This is a genomic window from Caulobacter segnis (genome assembly GCF_019931575.1).
Taxonomy (GTDB): Bacteria; Pseudomonadota; Alphaproteobacteria; order Caulobacterales; family Caulobacteraceae; genus Caulobacter; species Caulobacter segnis_C.
Genome location: NZ_CP082923.1, coordinates 2231032 through 2246855 on the forward strand (window position 1 = coordinate 2231032; position 15824 = coordinate 2246855).

At 69.7% G+C, this 15824-nt stretch carries 14 protein-coding genes; 2 read left to right on the plus strand and 12 right to left on the minus strand.

The window, feature by feature from the left end; all coding sequences use genetic code 11:
* Positions 1–28 precede the first annotated feature (28 nt).
* Positions 29–1885 (plus strand): dihydroxy-acid dehydratase, encoded by a 1857-nt coding sequence (gene ilvD, locus K8940_RS10320; RefSeq protein ID WP_223395285.1) that lies wholly within the window; start codon positions 29–31, stop codon positions 1883–1885.
* 215 nt (positions 1886–2100) lie between these two features.
* The gene (locus K8940_RS10325) at positions 2101–3345 is read left to right on the plus strand and encodes an MFS transporter (RefSeq protein WP_223395286.1); all 1245 of its coding nucleotides are present in this window, start codon (positions 2101–2103) and stop codon (positions 3343–3345) included.
* Positions 3346–3348: 3 nt separating this feature from the next.
* Here K8940_RS10325 and K8940_RS10330 read toward each other — a convergent pair whose 3' ends face one another.
* From K8940_RS10330 to K8940_RS10385, 12 genes are all read right to left on the minus strand, one after another.
* On the minus strand, positions 3349–3858 hold the full coding sequence (locus K8940_RS10330) for a flavin reductase family protein (protein ID WP_223395287.1): 510 nt from the start codon (positions 3856–3858) through the stop codon (positions 3349–3351).
* A 4-nt stretch (positions 3859–3862) separates the two neighbouring features.
* Positions 3863–4957: an LLM class flavin-dependent oxidoreductase gene (locus K8940_RS10335; protein ID WP_223395288.1), complete on the minus strand. Its 1095-nt coding sequence runs from the start codon at positions 4955–4957 to the stop codon at positions 3863–3865.
* Positions 4958–5063: 106 nt separating this feature from the next.
* Complete coding sequence (locus K8940_RS10340) at positions 5064–5702, minus strand: glutathione S-transferase family protein (RefSeq protein WP_223395290.1); 639 nt, start codon at positions 5700–5702, stop codon at positions 5064–5066.
* A 9-nt stretch (positions 5703–5711) separates the two neighbouring features.
* Positions 5712–7304, minus strand: coding sequence for a rhodanese-like domain-containing protein (locus K8940_RS10345; RefSeq protein WP_223395291.1), 1593 nt, complete (start codon positions 7302–7304; stop codon positions 5712–5714).
* Positions 7301–7912, minus strand: a complete 612-nt coding sequence (locus tag K8940_RS10350) for a cysteine dioxygenase (protein ID WP_223395292.1) — start codon at positions 7910–7912, stop codon at positions 7301–7303. The genes K8940_RS10345 and K8940_RS10350 overlap by 4 nt, the downstream gene beginning before the upstream one ends.
* Positions 7913–7916: 4 nt before the next feature.
* Positions 7917–10100 carry a TonB-dependent receptor gene (locus tag K8940_RS10355; RefSeq protein ID WP_223395293.1) on the minus strand — a complete coding sequence of 728 codons (2184 nt, stop codon included), beginning with the start codon at positions 10098–10100 and terminating at the stop codon, positions 7917–7919.
* Positions 10101–10225: 125 nt separating this feature from the next.
* Positions 10226–11215 (minus strand): ABC transporter substrate-binding protein, encoded by a 990-nt coding sequence (locus K8940_RS10360; protein ID WP_223395294.1) that lies wholly within the window; start codon positions 11213–11215, stop codon positions 10226–10228.
* Entirely contained in the window at positions 11215–12057 is an 843-nt protein-coding gene (locus K8940_RS10365) for a class II aldolase/adducin family protein (protein ID WP_223395295.1), read from the minus strand. Before K8940_RS10365 ends, K8940_RS10360 begins: the two co-directional genes overlap by 1 nt.
* A 13-nt stretch (positions 12058–12070) precedes the next feature.
* Complete coding sequence (locus tag K8940_RS10370; protein ID WP_223395296.1) at positions 12071–13021, minus strand: D-isomer specific 2-hydroxyacid dehydrogenase family protein; 951 nt, start codon at positions 13019–13021, stop codon at positions 12071–12073.
* Positions 13018–14199, minus strand: a complete 1182-nt coding sequence (locus K8940_RS10375; protein ID WP_223395297.1) for an acyl-CoA dehydrogenase family protein — start codon at positions 14197–14199, stop codon at positions 13018–13020. The genes K8940_RS10370 and K8940_RS10375 overlap by 4 nt, the downstream gene beginning before the upstream one ends.
* Positions 14196–15005, minus strand: a complete 810-nt coding sequence (locus K8940_RS10380; protein ID WP_223395299.1) for an ABC transporter ATP-binding protein — start codon at positions 15003–15005, stop codon at positions 14196–14198. The genes K8940_RS10375 and K8940_RS10380 overlap by 4 nt, the downstream gene beginning before the upstream one ends.
* Before the next feature lie 2 nt (positions 15006–15007).
* Positions 15008–15817 carry an ABC transporter permease gene (locus tag K8940_RS10385; RefSeq protein WP_411675593.1) on the minus strand — a complete coding sequence of 270 codons (810 nt, stop codon included), beginning with the start codon at positions 15815–15817 and terminating at the stop codon, positions 15008–15010.
* Positions 15818–15824: the final 7 nt, after the last annotated feature.

The following is a 15824-nucleotide window of genomic DNA, read 5'->3' on the forward strand; positions in this document are numbered from 1 at the left end:
GACCACACCGCCGACATTGAGATTTCCCATGCCTCCCTATCGCTCTCGCACCTCCACCCACGGCCGCAACATGGCTGGCGCTCGGGGCCTCTGGCGCGCCACCGGCATGAAGGACGAGGACTTCGGCAAGCCGATCATCGCGGTGGCCAACAGCTTCACCCAGTTCGTCCCGGGGCACGTGCACCTGAAGGACCTGGGCCAGCTGGTCGCTCGCGAGATCGAGGCCGCCGGGGGCGTGGCCAAGGAATTCAACACCATCGCCGTGGACGACGGCATCGCCATGGGCCACGGCGGCATGCTGTACTCGCTGCCCAGTCGCGAGCTTATCGCCGACAGCGTCGAGTACATGGTCAACGCGCACTGCGCCGACGCCATCGTCTGCATCTCGAACTGTGACAAGATCACGCCCGGCATGCTGATGGCCGCCATGCGTCTGAACATTCCGGTGGTCTTCGTCTCGGGCGGTCCGATGGAGGCCGGCAAGGTGCAGGTGAAGGGCGCGATCCGGGCGCTGGACCTGGTCGACGCCATGGTCGTCGCCGCCGACGACAAGTACACCGACGAGGAAGTGACCGCGATCGAGAAGGCCGCGTGCCCGACCTGCGGCTCGTGCTCGGGCATGTTCACGGCAAACTCGATGAACTGCCTGACCGAGGCCCTGGGTCTGTCGCTGCCTGGCAACGGCTCGGTCCTGGCCACCCACGCCGACCGGGAAGCCCTGTTCAAGGAAGCCGGCCGCCTGATCGTCGATCTCTGCCAGCGCTGGTACGAGCAGGAAGATCCCACGGCCCTGCCGCGCGGCATCGCCACGCGGGCGGCGTTCGAGAACGCCATGAGCCTGGACATCGCCATGGGCGGCTCGACCAACACTGTGCTCCACTTGCTGGCCGCCGCCAGCGAGGGCGGGGTCGATTTCGGCATGGCCGACATCGATCGCCTGTCGCGCCGCGTGCCGTGCCTGTCCAAGGTGGCGCCGGCCAAGGCCGACGTGCACATGGAGGACGTCCACCGCGCCGGCGGGGTCATGGCCATCCTGGGCGAGCTGGAGCGCGGCGGCTTGATCGACGCCACCCAGCCGACCGTCCACGCCACGACCATGGCCGAGGCGCTCGCCCGCTGGGACATCGGCCGCACCAACAGCGCCACCGCCCATGAGTTCTTCCGCGCCGCGCCGGGCGGCAAGCCGACCCAGATCGCCTTCAGCCAGGCGGCCCGCTGGGAGAGCCTGGACCTGGATCGCGAGAAGGGCGTCATCCGCTCGGTCGAGCATCCCTTCTCACAGGACGGCGGCCTGGCCGTGCTGTTCGGCAACCTGGCGCCCGAAGGCTGCATCGTGAAAACCGCCGGGGTCGACGACTCGATCCTGACCTTCAAGGGCGCGGCGCGCGTGTTCGAGAGCCAGGAGACCGCCGTCAGCGGCATCCTCGGCGGCCAGGTCAAGGCCGGCGAGGTCGTGGTCATCCGCTACGAAGGTCCCAAGGGCGGTCCGGGCATGCAGGAGATGCTGTACCCGACCACCTATCTGAAATCGAAGGGCCTGGGCGCGGCCTGCGCCCTGATCACCGACGGCCGATTCTCGGGCGGCACCTCGGGGCTGTCGATCGGCCACGTCTCGCCGGAAGCGGGCGAGGGCGGATTGATCGCCCTGGTCGAGACCGGCGACTCCATCCTGATCGACATCCCCAACCGGGGCATCACACTTGAGGCCTCGGACGAGGTCCTGGCCCAGCGCCGCGCCGCCCAGTTGGCGCGCGACAAGGACGCCTGGAAGCCCGCCGATCGCAAGCGCGAGGTCAGCCCGGCTCTGCGCGCCTACGCCGCCATGACCACCAACGCCGCCCGCGGCGCGGTGCGTGACGTGTCCCAGGTCGAACGTTCGAACTGATCGGGCGGGCCCCGGCGGCGCGTGTCGCCGGGGCCTTGCGCGGCAACGGATTCGCGTCTTCCGGCACGGCGAAAAGTTCTGGAGACGCGCCCGGAAAATCTGCGCCGGAGCCGACGGGCGATCGACGTCGCGCGACCCTAGATGAGGGGCGAGGGCGGCCGGGATGGAGGCCAGGATCCGACCGTTGGATCAGCCCTTCAGTCCCGGAGGGTTTCATGTCTTTCTCGCCAGCCGAAGATGCCGTGGATGCGGTCCATCCAGAGGCGGAACGTCCCGCCGTGTGGGCGGCGGTCGGCGCCCTGACCTTGGGTGTCTTCGCCCTGGTGACCTCTGAATTCCTGCCCGCCAGCGTCCTGACGCCCCTGGCGCGAGACCTGGGCGTCAGCGTCGGCGCGGCCGGCCAGGCGGTGACCGCCACCGCCGTGGTCGGAGCCTTCGCCGCCCCGCTGGTCCCGGTCCTGACCGGACGTCTGGACCGCCGCCTGGTCATGTGGGGCCTGATGGCGCTGCTGAGCCTGTCCAATCTGCTGACGATCTTCGCCGCCAATCTGCCGACTCTGTTGGTCGCCCGCGTGCTGCTGGGCGCCAGCCTGGGTGGGTTCTGGTCGATGGCCGCCGCCCTGGCCATTCGGCTGGTGCCGCCTTCCGGCATTCCCAGGGCGATGTCGCTGATCTTTACCGGCGTGTCGGTGGCCACCGTCTCGGCCGCGCCGATCGGCGCCTATGTCAGCGACACCCTGGGCTGGCGCGCGGCGTTCGTGATCGCCGGCGTGGTCGGCGCGGCGGCCCTGCTGACGCAGCTCCTAACCCTTCCGCGCCTGGCCCCGACCTCGGTTCCGCGCCTGGCGGGTCTGGTCGAGGTCGGGCGCCGGCCCGCCGTGGCGACGGCGTTGCTGGGCGTGCTGCTGGTCATCTCCGGCCACTTCGCCGGCTTCACCTATGTGCGCCCGGTGCTGGAGCAGATCGCCCATCTGGACGTGAAGGCCATTTCGCTGACCCTGCTGGCGTTCGGCGTGGCGGGTTTCTTCGGCAATCTGGCCGGCGCGGCCCTGGTTGGACGCGATCCGCGCCTGTCGGTTCTGAGCGGCGCGGCGCTGATCGCGGTGGCGGCCTTGGCCATCGTGCTGCTGGGGCGGTTCGGGCTGATCACAGCCGCCGCTCTGACCTTGTGGGGTTTCGCCTTCGCCATGCTGCCGGTCGGGTTCCAGTCCTGGGCGACCTCGGCGGCCCCAGATCAGGCCGAGCTGGCCGGCGGCCTGCTGACCTCGACCTTCCAGGTCGCCATCGCCGCAGGCGCGGTGCTGGGCGGCGTGCTGGTGGACCGGATGGGGCCGCTGAGCGCGCCGGCCTATGCGGCGGTGGCGGCCGTCGCGGCCGCTGGTCTGGTGCTCACGCTGCGCCGTCGAGCGGCGCGTGCGACGCCGGCGGCCCCGAAGGTCGCTTGCGAGGCCTGCTCCTGAGGCTCAGCCCAGGCTGGAAAGCGCCCGGTTCCAGGCCACTAGCGCCGGACCGGGCGCGAACGCCACCTCATCGGCCGTGACGATGAAGATCGTGTGGGTGGCGGCGTCGACGACCTGCTCGACGGCGCAGACGGCGCTGGCCAGCCCGCCCCGATAGATCGGCGCGCTCGGTTCGCGACGCCAGCGCTCGGGCGTGAAGCGTTCGGCCGCCCGGCGGCTGCTGGCGAACCGCAGCGCCTCGTCCTGGTCGGCCGAACCCAGAAGGGCGACGCCCAAATGCGGGCGGGTCAGCAGCGCGTCGTGACAGCCGGCTTGCTTGCGCACGCAGAACAGGAACCGGGGCGGCTCGACCGACAGGCCCGTGATCGAACTGACCAGCAGGCCGCGCGGGGTATCGCCGTCCCAGCAGGAAACGATGGCGACGCCGCTCGCCAGGTGCGCCAGCACCTCCTTGAAATCGACGGGAGATGTCGAGATCGATGGCGAGGGCGGAGCGGCGTCGTAGGGAGCCATCAGCTCAGCTCGCGGCCTTGGCCAGGCGCAGGTCACGCTCGGCGACCCGCGGACGGACCAGCGGGATCAGGTCGCGGCCATAGGCGATCGCGTCCTCCACCGGGTCGAAGCCCCGGATCAGGAAGGTCGAGACGCCCAGGTCATAGTAGTCCAGCAGGCTCTCGGCGACCTGTTCGGGCGTGCCCACCAGGCCCGTCGAGTTGCCCTGGGCGCCGGTGACGGCGGCGACGCCGGTCCACAGACGCTTGTCCAGGCGCGAGCCCTGGGCGGCGGCGTCCAGCAGACGCTGCGAGCCGGCGTTGGGCGGTCGGTGGCCGGTGGTGGCCAGGCCCGCGGCTTCACGCAGGGCCTTGGCGCGGGCGACGATATCGTCGGCGCGCTTCCAGGCGGCCTCCTCGGTGTCGGCGATCACGGGGCGCAGCGACAGCGAGAACCGCACTTGGCGGCCGTGTTTGGCGGCGGCCGCGCGGACGCGGGCGATGGTCTCGCGCACCTGGGCCTGGGTCTCGCCCCACAGGGCATAGATGTCCGCGTGCTTGCCGGCCACCGGGATGGCCGCGTCGGACGAGCCGCCGAAATAGATCGGGATGTGGGGCGCCTGCAGCGGCTTCACCGCGCCGAAGCCCTGGTCGACCTTGTAGTACTTGCCCGCGTAGTCGAACGGCTTGTCGCCGGTCCATTCGGCGCGGACGATGTCCAGGTACTCGCTGGTGCGGGCGTAGCGCTCGTCCTTGGTCAGGTGGTCGCCGTCCTTGGCCAGTTCCTCGTCCGAGCCGCCGGTGATGATGTGCACCGCGACGCGGCCGCCGGTGAAGTGGTCCAGCGTCGCCAGCTGGCGCGCGGCCAGCGTCGGCTGGGTGAAGCCGGGACGGTGGGCGATCATGAAGTTCAGTTTCTTGGTCACCGAGGCGGCGTGAGCCACGACCAGTTGGCTTTCCGGGCCGGTCGAGTGGAAGGCCACGAGGGCGCGGTCGAAGCCGCCTTCCTCGTGCACGCGGGCGGTCTTCTCGACGTACGAGACGTCGATGGCCGGGCCGGTCGGCGGATGGATCTCGGACGCGTGCTGCGTGCCGATGAAACCGATGAATTCGACGCTCATGGCGGGCTCCAGTCTTGTCGGGTTGATCCTAGGGGACGGCCTCGCCCGGCGATGAGCGAGGAGTTCTCAAGCGATTTATGCTGACGGCTCATCAGGCCGTGGCGCTTCACGCGGTGACGGGCGCGGCCTCCTTGCGAAGAGCGCGGACGACGGAGGGGCGGGCGAAGGCGCGGGCGGCCTTGGCGCTCCAGGCGGGATATTTTCCAGTGTCGATCTGGCGGCGCTCGGCCCAGCGCCAGATCACCAGGGCGTAGGCGTCGACGGCGCTGAAGCCGTCGCCCAGCAGCCAGGGGCCGGGGCCCTGGGCCAGGCGCTCGATGTCGGTCAGGGTGCGGGCGAAGCGCGCCTCGCCGGGCGTGGCCAGGGCCGCCTTGATCGCCTCGTCATCGGCGTAGCGCTCAGGGCGGGCGATCTGGGCGAAGGCGACGTGCACGGTGCTGGCGAACCAGCTCATCACCTCGTAGGCCTTGGCCAGCTTAAGCGGATCGGCCAGCGGCAGGAGCTCGCTGTGCGGATAGCGGTGGGCCAGGTAGGTGAGGATGGCCAGGACCTCGGTCACCGGCTGACCGTCGACCACCAGGGTCGGCACCCGGCCGCGCGGATTGACCTTGAGGTACTCGGGCTTGCGCTGGTCGCCGGCCGCTAGGTCCAGTCGGTTGGCGCCGTACGGGAGGTCGATCTCCTCCAGCGCCACCAGAGGGGCGAGGGATGAAGAACCGGGGGCGAAATAGAGCTGGAGAGTCATCGCCTGGCCTCAGATCACGTAGAAGCCGTGCGTGCCGTCGCGGGCCAGCTGATCGACCAGGCCGAACTCCCAGTCTAGATAGGCCTGCATCGCCTCGGCGGCGTTGTCCGTGCCCTCGTAGGGGCGCTTGTAGACGTCCGTCGGGGCGTTGGCGGCGCGGGTCAGGCCGGCCTCGACCGCGCGGCCGGCGGCGATCCAGCCCTCCGTGCCGCCGGCTAGCACCCGGATCGGACGATCGGTCACTTCCTCCAGCTCCGCCGCCGCCAGGGCGGCCAGCGCACCGTCGGGCGAGGTCAGGACGATGGCCTTGTCCTTAGGAAGCTGCTTCAGCGCCTCGGGCAGCTGGGCGCGGATGGCGAACCAGGCGCCCGGCACGTGGGCCTTGCGGTGGCGCGGGCTGGGGGCGAGGTCGACCACCACGACGGCCTCGTCGGCGATCGCCTGGGCCAGGTCGCGCGGCGACAGGGTCTCGACGCCGGGCAGGGCCGGGAGCCGCGCGGTCCAGGCGCCGGTCTCGAGCGCGGTATCGAAGCCCCCACTTGGTGCGAAAGGCTCCAGCACGAACACCTCCCAACCCAACTGGGCCAGCCACGAGGCGGTCATGTCGGCGCGCGGACCCAGGTCGTCGGCCAGGACGATGCGGCCGCCGCGCACGGGGGCGAAGACGTCGGTCTCCTGCACGAGCTGCCCGCCGGGCGCGGAGCGGAAGCCGGGCAGATGGCCGGCGGCGTACTCCTCGGGCGTGCGGACGTCGAAGCGGTAGAGGGTGCGGTCCTGGTCCTTGGCCAGGTCGGCCAGGCCCTGGGTGTCCAGGCGGCGGACGCCGGCGCGATAGGCGACGTCGCGGGCGCGGGCGCGGGCCTCCTCCAGCGTCTGCTCGCGCACCTCCGGGAACTTGCGCGACTGGCCGTGCTCCAGCGTCTGCTGAGCCAGGGTCCAGCCGATGGTGCCATTGCGCAGCGCGAAGACCGGGTTGGGCAGGCCGGCGTTCACCAGCGACTGGGCGCCGATCAGGCTGCGGGTTCGGCCGGCGCAGTTGACGATGATGGTGGTCGCGGGATCGGGCGCCAGCTCGCGGGCCCGCAGGACGAGTTCGGCGCCCGGCGTGCTGATGCCGCCGGGGATGCTCATCACCGCATATTCCTCGAACCGGCGGGCGTCGAGGATCACCTGGTCGGCCTTGGCGTCGATGCGCGCCTGGACCTCCTGGGCGGGCAGAGACGGGGTGTGCCGCCGCGCCTCGACCAGTTCGCCGAACGCCTTGCTGTAGGAATTGACGTCCTGGAACAGCTCGTAGCCAGTCGCGCGCCAGCCGCCGAGACCACCCTCCAGCGCATGGACGTTGGTGTAGCCCAGTGTCACCAGGCGTTCGCCGGCGGGCGCGACCAGGCCCTCGCCGTCGTCATAGAGGACGATCTTGGTGTCCTGGCGCGGGACGCGGTCCAGGATCTCGACCTCTAGCCGGGAGAGCGGCAACTGGGAGGCGAACAGGGGGTGCGCTTTGGCAAATGGGTCTTCCTCGCGCAGGTCCAGCAGGGCGATCTCGCGCCGGGCGATCAGGTCGCGGCGGACCTCTTGTGGGGTGACGACGGACAAGGTCATTCGGCGGCTCCATAGGCCAGGGCGCTGGCGCGATCGAACAGGAGGGGCGGTGGGACGTCGGCGTAGCCGGAGATGAAGGTCTTGGCCTTGCCCTCGGCGTCGTAGGTCGAGCGCTTCACCGTCCCGATGTCGGCGCCGTAGACGTGGATGCTGATCGAGGTGCGGTCGTCGAAGGCGTTGGTGACGCGGTGGATGTCGCCGACCGTTGGCGAGACCGCCTCGATCTGGCCGGGCTCCAGGCGATGGGCCACGCCGACCGCCGCCAGGGTTTCGCCGCGCCGTTCATAGGCTTGCGACAGCTCGGCCCCGCGCAGCACGCCCACCAGGCCCCACACGGTGTGATCGTGCACGGGCGTGGACTGGCCCGGACCCCAGACGAAGCTGACCACCGAGAACCGGCCGGCCGGGTCTCGGTGCAGCAGGTACTGCTGGTAGCGGATCGGATCCGGCTGGCTCTGCGCCTCGGGCAGCCAGTCGTCATTGGTAACCAGTTCGGCCAGCAGGACGCCGCCCTCCCGCAAGATCACGGCCTCGTCGCTGGTCTGGTCCAGCAGGTGGGAGAGGTCAGCGACGAAGTCGGAGAGACGGTGAGGGCGATGCTGGCTCATGGGGTCACAGCGCGTATTTGAGGGTGACGAGGACGGTCCGGGGATCGGGGTAGTTCAGCAGGTAGATCGCGGTGGACGGCGTGTAGGTGGAGCTGACCGGCTTCTGGGAATTGAGGATGTTGCGGACCGACAGGCTGACGGCCCAGCGCGGGTCGGGTGTCGTCCAGGTCGCGACCCCGTTCAGGAAGCCTTGCGAGGGGATGTTGTTCTGACCGCCGGCGGAGGGGGTCGCGCTGGTGACGATCCCGCTCTGCCATTGGGCGTTCAGGCCCAGGCGCAGCGCGCCCGGGATGTCGACCGGGAGATCGTAGGTCACGCCGCCGGCCAGGCTCCAGCGCGGCGAGTTCAGCAACCGGTTGCCGTCAGCGTTCACGCCCGCGCCGCCGGCGCCCTTGTAGTCGTCGTAGATCGCGTACAGCCAGCCGACGTTGAACTGGGCGCTGAGCCGCTCGGTCGGCCGCGCCTCGGTCTCCAGTTCGACGCCGTAGGTATGGGCCTTGCCGGCGTTGCCGCGACGACTGCCGACATAGGCCGGGTCGTAGAACGAGACCTGCAGGTTCTGGTAGTCGTTGTAGAAGGCGGCGAGATTGGCGCGCAGGCGCTGGTCCAGGAGCTGGGTCTTCAGGCCGGTCTCGTAGGTGGTGACGTCCTCCGGCGCGAAGGGCAGGATCGCCAGGTCCAGGCGCGTGGCGCGGTTGTCGAACCCGCCCGACTTGAAGCCCTTGGAGTAGCTGACGTACTGCAGGACGTCGGGCGTCCATTGGTACTGGGCCGACAGCTTGGGCGTGATCGCCGACCAGGTCTTGTCTGCGCTGCCCTTGATCGATTGGCCTGTCACCTGGCCCGCCAGGTTCAGCACCTTGTTGTCGAAGACGAACGCCTTCTCCTCGTTGGTCCAGCGCAGGCCGCCGGTCAGGGAGAGTTGCGGGGTCGCCTTCCAGGTCGCCTCGCCGAACACGGCGTAGGCGTCGGTGTTGGTGATGTTGTGGGCGCGGGCGAAATTGTAGTTGCCGGGCGTGACCGTCGGGTCGGTGTTCTGGGCGTTGCGGCGGCTGTAGCCGTCGCGCTGCACGAAGAACCGCTCGTGCAGATAGAACAGGCCGCTGGTGAAGGTCACGTCGCCGAAGTCGCCGTTCAGCTGGACTTCCTGGGTGACGTACTGATCGTTGTAGTGGATCAGGTTCTTCTGGATCAGCGCCGCTTCGCCGTCGTTGTCGTAGTTGACGGGGTTGAGGTTGAAGCCGCCATAGGCGGTGATCGACTTCAGCTTCAGGCGCTCGGACAGCGCGTACTGGACGCGTAGCGAGCCGCTGATCTGGTCCAGGTCCTGGGTCGGCTCGACTTCCGAATAGGAGCGGTCCTTGCGGAACACGCCGCCGGGCTGGTTCACCGGAATATAGCTGCGGGTGTCGCTGCGGTCGCGCAGGGCGTTGACCGTCAGCAAGACATCCACGGGCTCGCTCGGCGTCCAGCGCAGCTTGGCGCGGAAGGCGTCCAGATTGATGCGGTTAACGTCATGGCCGAGCGTCGGATCGTAGGCGGTCCCGTCGCGCTTGTGGTGGATGTAGGACAGGCTGCCCGACAGCTTGTCGGCGACCAGAGGGCCCTCGATCAGGGCGCGGACGTCGACGGCGCCGTAGTTGCCCAGGCCGACTTCCGCCTTGGCGCGCAGGGCCTGGCCCGGATCGCGAGTGATGATCCGCAGGGCGCCGGCGCTGGAGTTGCGGCCGTACAGCGTGCCCTGGGGACCGCGCAGCACCTCGATCCGTTCCAGGTCGTTGAACTCGACCATCGAGCCGATCTGGCGTGGGATGTAGACGTCGTCGACATAGACGGCCAGCACCGGCTCCTGGATCGGATCGGCCTCGCCGACGCCGCGCAGGGCATAGGTCTGGGTGGTGTGGCTGATCGTAACCCGGCTGATCGAGAGGTTCGGGATCTGGCCCGACAGGTCGCGGATGTTGTCGATCTTGCGGTCGGCCAGGACCTGCTGACCGAAGGCCGAGATGGCGATGGCGGTCTTCTGCAGGTCGGTGGCGCGACGTTCGGCGGTGACGATCACCTGCTCGACGGCGGGCGCGGCGCCGTCGGCGTTGGCCTCGGGCGCGGTCTCGGCCGCTCGGGCCGCGCCGGTGATCGCCAAGGCCGAGCTGAAGAGCAGCAGGTCGCGCAGATATAGTCTAGGCATTCTATTTATCCCCGATTTATTTCGTAGGGATTTGTCATCTGCGAGGTCTGTGCTCAACGAATATAAAATTCACAACAGGATAGATTTGCTCATATCGTGAATTCTGAACTTATCTATTTGTGATTCTAAGTTTTCTTGAGAAATGGCGTCAGCCGGCCGTCCCAGAGAGGCTTGACGTCCACCTTGCCGGGAATGACCTTGGCCGCCGCGAAGGCGTCCGCCACCGCCTGTTGCGAGGCGATCGCCGCGTCGCTGATCGGTTCCAGGATGTAGGGGGAACTGCGCTCGCGGAATTCCTGCTCGTAATAGGCCTGCTTGACGCCGGTGGCCTCGGTGCGGGCCTGGGCCCAGCGCGCGCCATCGGCGTTGATCCAGTCGAACACCTGGCTGTAGCGCTGGACGTAGTCGCCGATGGCCCGCAGCCGCGTCGGGTCGTCCAGGGCGTCCTGGGAGGCGGTGATCAGGTAGTTGCCCGAGAGGATTCCCTGGGCGTTGGTCAGCACTCGCGCCCCGGCCTCGCGGGCCTGGTAGACGATGACGCCGTAGATGATCCAGGCGTCCAGCGATCCGCTTTGGAAGGCGGCCAGGCCGTCCTGGGGCGACAGCGCCACGGGCGTGACGTCGGCCCAGGCCAGGCCGGCTTTCTCCAGCAGGCGCAGCAGGATGTAATGCGAGGTCGTGGCCTTCACATAGCCGATGCGCTTGCCCTTCAGCTGGGCGAAGTCCTGGACGGGCGACCCCTTGGGCACGAGCACGACCTGGTTGTTCACGTCGCCGCGCAGCACGCCGACGATGCGGACAAGGTTGCCCGGATGGCCGGCGACGAAGATCGGTGGGATCTCGCTCATGCCGCCGAAATCCAGCGCCTTGGCGTTGATCGCCTCGGCGATCAGGTTGCCGCCGGCGAACTGGGTGCGGGCCAGCTTGTACGGCGGTGGCGCGATCCCGGCCTTGTCGAAGAAGCTCTCGGGATTGCCGCGATAGGTCGCCACCCGCAGGGTCAGGTCCGACAGGTCGCCGGAGGGCGTCTGGGTCTTGGGCGAGCAGGCGGCGAGTCCGGCGATGGACAGGCCCCCGAGCATCAGGCCCCGGCGGGACAGGGAAAAGTCGGTCATCAGTCGAACAGGTCCGGCTCTTCTTCGGTGACGACGTCCCAATAGGGCTGGAAGGCCCAGACGCCGCCCGTCTCCGTGCCGACCTGGCCGGCGGTGTGCTTGGCCACCTCGGGTGGCATCGGCTTGGTCGGGCCAGCGGCCTCGGCCAGGAGCTGGGTCTGGCAGGCGTTCTCGAGCGCGAGATAGCGCCATACCGCCGCCTCGACCGACTGGCCGACGGTCAGGATGCCGTGGTTCTGCAGGATCACCGCCTTCTTGGGGCCCAGCGCCTTGGCGATCTTCTGGCCCTCGCTGGTGTCGAGCACGACGCCGGAGAACTCCTCGAACAGGGCGTGATCCTCGTAGAAGGCCGCCGAGTCCTGGGTCAGCGGATCCAGCAGGCGGCCCAGGGCCGACCAGGCCTTGCCGTAGAGGGAGTGCGAATGGGCGGCCGCGACCACGTCGGGGCGCGCCTCGTGCAGCTGCGAGTGGATGGCGAAGGCGGCGCGGTTCAGGCGGGGCGGGACCTTGGCCGGCGGCTGGACGATCTCGCCGTCATGGCTGACCAGCATCAGGTCCGAGACCTTGATCCGGCTGAAATGGACGCCGAACGGATTGACCCAGAAGTGGTCGGTCAGCTCGGGATCGCGGGCGGTGATGTGGCCCGCGCCGCCCATGTCGAAGCCGTAGCGGCCGAACAGACGATACGAGGCCGCCAGGCGCTGCTTGCGATACAGGCGCTCGGCCTCGACCGTCGGCTGGCGCGGGATCTCGCGGGTCCCGAATTCGGGCAGGATAGTCTCGATCTTGGCGGGGTGCGGCGCGGCGGACGCGAAGTCCTTCGCCGAGGGGATGGCGGTCATCCGTTGAGGTCCTTCAGTAGCCGCGCGACAGGTCGACGACGCCGGCCAGGGGCGCGCCGGACCGGAAGCGGGCCAGGTTCTCGGCGAACTGGGTCGCCAGGTTGATGCGGGTGTCGGGCGTGTGCACCGAGGTGTGCGGCGACAGGCGCACCTTGGGGTGGCCATAGAACGGATGGGCGTCCGGCAACGGCTCGGGGAAGGTGACGTCCAGGCTGGCGCGGCCGACCCGGCCCTCGTCCAGCGCCGCCAGCAGCGCCTCGTCGTCGATCAGGGCGCCGCGAGCGATATTGATCAGGTGCAGGCCAGGCTTGGCGTGCAGCAAGAGGTCGCGATTGACGATCCGCTCGGTCTGCGGCGTCGCCGGCGCGGCGAGGACCACGTGGTCACTGCGCTCGAACAGGGTCTTGAGGTCTGCCACCCGCTCGACGCCCGGCACGGGAATGGGGGCGTCAGAGCGACGGACGGCCAGGACGTTGATCCCCAGCGCCTGGGCGCGTGGGGCCAGGGCCTCGCCGATCGCACCGAAGCCGACCAGGCCCAGGGTCGAGCCGGCGACCAGCTTCAGCTGCTGCGGCGCCCAACGGTGAGCGCTGTCGATCCAGATGTCGGGCAAGCGCTTGGCCTCGGCCAGGATCGCGGCCAGGGCGAACTCGGCCAGGGCGACGGCCGACGAGCCGCGCGCCGAGGTGACGACGGGCCCCTCGAACAGCCAGTCCGGATAGAAGTCGATGCCGACCGAGACCAGCTGCACCCAGCGCACGTCGAACGGCCAACCGGGCGGCGGCCGGTCGGGCAGGACGCCGCCGGCTTTCCGGAACGGCGCGGCGACCAGCACCTTGGCCCGTGGCGGCAGGGGCGTGGTCAGACCCGGCGGAACGGCGACGATGTCGGCGTCGGCGACGTGCTGGGCGAAGACGCTGTTGAACACCTCGGGCAGTTGGCTGGCGACGACGATGCGGCTCATCTGGCGACCCCCGAAGCAGCCGGGGAGGCGAACGCCGCGCGGCCGGCGCTGGTCAGCACGACATCGGCCTGGGGCGTGTGGACGCGGCCGCACAGGACGTCGCGGTGGTGGCGCTCCAGCGGATTGAGGCGTGTCAGGCCCGGATTGCCGGTCAGCTTCAGGGCCTTCTCGACGACGGTAATCGCGTTCTCGGTGACCAGGTGCTTGACCAGGCTGGCCTCGACGCCGTCGACCTCGCCGCGCGCGGCGGTGTCCAGCAGGACGCGGTTGGACAGCAGCAGGCCGTCGATCTCGCCGACCGCTTCCTGGAAGCGGGGCAGGGTCGAGAGCGTCGCGCCCAGGTTGGCCGGCTTGCGATTGGCCAGGAACTCGACCAGCCAGTCTCGGGCAGCGCGGGCGACGGCGTCGTAGATGGCCGAGGTCAGCACCGCCGACCAGGCCGCGAAGCTGGCCGGATAGGGCGGCGGCGCGCCGACGGGCTGCGGGTCCAGGGCGTGGTCCAGCGGGACCAGAACGTCCTCGAACACCACGTCGTGGCTGGCGCTGGCGCGCAGGCCCAGGTGATCCCAGGTTTCTTCGATCACCACGCCCGGGCTGTCGGCGCGGACCAGCCAGCCGCCGACCAGAGGTTCGGCGTCGTCGCTGCGGGCCCAGACCACGAACCAGGTCAGGTTGGTCGAGCCCGTCGAGTAGATTTTTCGGCCGCTGATCCGCCAGCCTTCGGGCGTGCGGCGGGCGATGGTCGCCGGCAGGCCGCCACGGGCGGGCGTGCCGAGGTCTGGTTCGACCCGCAGGGCGTTGATCAGGGCGCCGTGCTCGATCGCCTCGCCGATCACCCGCTGCTTCAGGTGCTCGGGCCAGCCCGAGCGGCCCTCGACCGAGGCGTGGAACAGGTACTGCATGACCAGGACCAGCGCCGTCGCCGGTTCGCCCCGGGCCACGGCGGAAACCACCTTCAGCGCCGTCGGCAGGTCGGCTTCCAGCCCGCCCAAGCGCGCGGGTGCGGTCAAGGCCAACAGGTTCGCCGCGTGCAGGCGACGGAAGTTGTCGGCCGGAAAGCTGGCCTCGCGATCATGCTGGGCGGCCGTGTCGGCGAACGCTTCTGTCAGGCCCGGCAGGATCGTATCGAGGTCGGGTAATTTCGCCTGTGCTTCAAAGCGATGCGCCGGCGCGTTCACAGCACGACCTCGCCGGTCGGGAAGGCCACCAGATGACCTTCGCCGTGCGCCGGGGCGCTCTCGACGCCCAGGTGGCCCAGCAGGCGGCGACGGATGATCTGGAAGCGGGCGTCCGGGGCGCGGGGGCGCTCCAGATCGATGCGCTCCTCGGCGGCGATGCGACCCTTGTCCAGCACCAGCACGCGGTCGGCCAGGGCGATGGCCTCGTCGACGTCGTGGGTGACCAGCAGGACGGCGGGAGCGTGCTCGCGCCACAGCGACAGGACCAGCTCGTGCATCTTCAGGCGGGTCAGGGCGTCCAGCGCCGCGAACGGCTCGTCCAGCAGCAGCAGGCCGGGTTCGCGGACCAGGGCGCGGGCCAGGGCGGTGCGCTGCGCCTCGCCGCCCGAGAGCGTGCCGGGCCAGGCGTCGAGGCGATGACCCAGGCCCACCTCCTTCAGCGCCGCCTCGGCGCGGATCCGGACGTCGGCGCCCGAAAGACCCAGCGCGACGTTGCGCCAGACCTTCTTCCACGGCAGCAGCCGGGCGTCCTGGAACACGACCGCGCGAGCATCAGGCGTCTTCACGTCCTGGCCCGTGGCGGAGTCGAGGCCGGCCAGGGTGCGCAGCAGGGTGGTCTTGCCCGAGCCGCTGGCGCCCAGCAGGGCGACGAACTCGCCCGGCGCGATCGACAGGTCCAGGCCGTCGATGACGGTGTTTTCGCCGAAGCGGCGGACGAAGTTCCTGAGCTGTACGGCGGGCTCGGCGGCCTGTTCGACGGAGCGGGATACGGCCGGGCGGCGCAGGCGCGGTTGCGGGGTGGCCATGGTCATTGCTCCACGAGGCTGGGGCGCCACGCCAGCGCCTTGCGCTCCAGCGTGCGGACGAGAGCGTCGGCGCCGAGGCCGAGCAGGGCGTAGACGACCAGGCAGACGACGATGATGTCGGTCCGCATGAAGTCGCGAGCGTTGTTGACCAGGTAGCCGAGGCCGGCCTGGGCGTTGATCTGTTCGGAGATCACCAGCACCAGCACCGAGACGCCCAGGGCGTAGCGCAGGCCGACGAAGAACGAGGGGAGGGCGCCGGGCAGGATCACCTCTCGCACCAGGCTCCAGCCCTTGAGGCCGAAGCTGCGGGCGGCCTCGACCAGGCGGACGTCGACGCCCCGGATGCCGGCGAACAGGTTGAGATACAGCGGGAAGGTCGCCGAGACGGTGATCAGCAGGATCTTCGGCGTCTCGCCGATGCCGAACCAGACGATGAACAGCGGCGTCAGGGCCAGCACCGGGATGGTCCGCTTGATCTGCATCAGCGGGTCGACCAGCGTCTCGCCCCAGCGCGACAGGCCAGACACCAGGCCCAGGGTCACCGCCACGACCAAGGCTATGCTCAAGCCCGCGCCGGCCCGGGCCAGCGAAACCAGCAGGTTCTTGGGCAGCTCGCCCGAGGCGGTCAGGGTCCAGAAGGTCTCCAGCACCGTGGACGGCGCGGCCAGCACCCGCGGCGGGATCACGCCGGCGCGCGCGCCCAGCTCCCACAAAGCCAGCAACAGGACGGGAGAAAGCCAGCGGGCTCGGGCCAGATCGGGCCACCGCCACGGCCTAGCTTCAGAAATTCTGTAGGTCGTCGCCAGAGACACTGCGGTC

What these genes read in the sequence shown, in the direction of transcription:
- K8940_RS10365 (WP_223395295.1), bottom strand. Translation starts at nt 12,057, where the DNA reads ATGACCGCCATCCCCTCGGCGAAGGACTTCGCGTCCGCCGCGCCGCAC.
- K8940_RS10360 (WP_223395294.1), bottom strand. Translation starts at nt 11,215, where the DNA reads ATGACCGACTTTTCCCTGTCCCGCCGGGGCCTGATGCTCGGGGGCCTG.
- K8940_RS10325 (WP_223395286.1), top strand. Translation starts at nt 2,101, where the DNA reads ATGTCTTTCTCGCCAGCCGAAGATGCCGTGGATGCGGTCCATCCAGAG.
- K8940_RS10345 (WP_223395291.1), bottom strand. Translation starts at nt 7,304, where the DNA reads ATGACCTTGTCCGTCGTCACCCCACAAGAGGTCCGCCGCGACCTGATC.
- K8940_RS10330 (WP_223395287.1), bottom strand. Translation starts at nt 3,858, where the DNA reads ATGGCTCCCTACGACGCCGCTCCGCCCTCGCCATCGATCTCGACATCT.
- ilvD (WP_223395285.1), top strand. Translation starts at nt 29, where the DNA reads ATGCCTCCCTATCGCTCTCGCACCTCCACCCACGGCCGCAACATGGCT.
- K8940_RS10350 (WP_223395292.1), bottom strand. Translation starts at nt 7,912, where the DNA reads ATGAGCCAGCATCGCCCTCACCGTCTCTCCGACTTCGTCGCTGACCTC.
- K8940_RS10370 (WP_223395296.1), bottom strand. Translation starts at nt 13,021, where the DNA reads ATGAGCCGCATCGTCGTCGCCAGCCAACTGCCCGAGGTGTTCAACAGC.
- K8940_RS10380 (WP_223395299.1), bottom strand. Translation starts at nt 15,005, where the DNA reads ATGGCCACCCCGCAACCGCGCCTGCGCCGCCCGGCCGTATCCCGCTCC.
- K8940_RS10355 (WP_223395293.1), bottom strand. Translation starts at nt 10,100, where the DNA reads ATGCCTAGACTATATCTGCGCGACCTGCTGCTCTTCAGCTCGGCCTTG.
- K8940_RS10340 (WP_223395290.1), bottom strand. Translation starts at nt 5,702, where the DNA reads ATGACTCTCCAGCTCTATTTCGCCCCCGGTTCTTCATCCCTCGCCCCT.
- K8940_RS10335 (WP_223395288.1), bottom strand. Translation starts at nt 4,957, where the DNA reads ATGAGCGTCGAATTCATCGGTTTCATCGGCACGCAGCACGCGTCCGAG.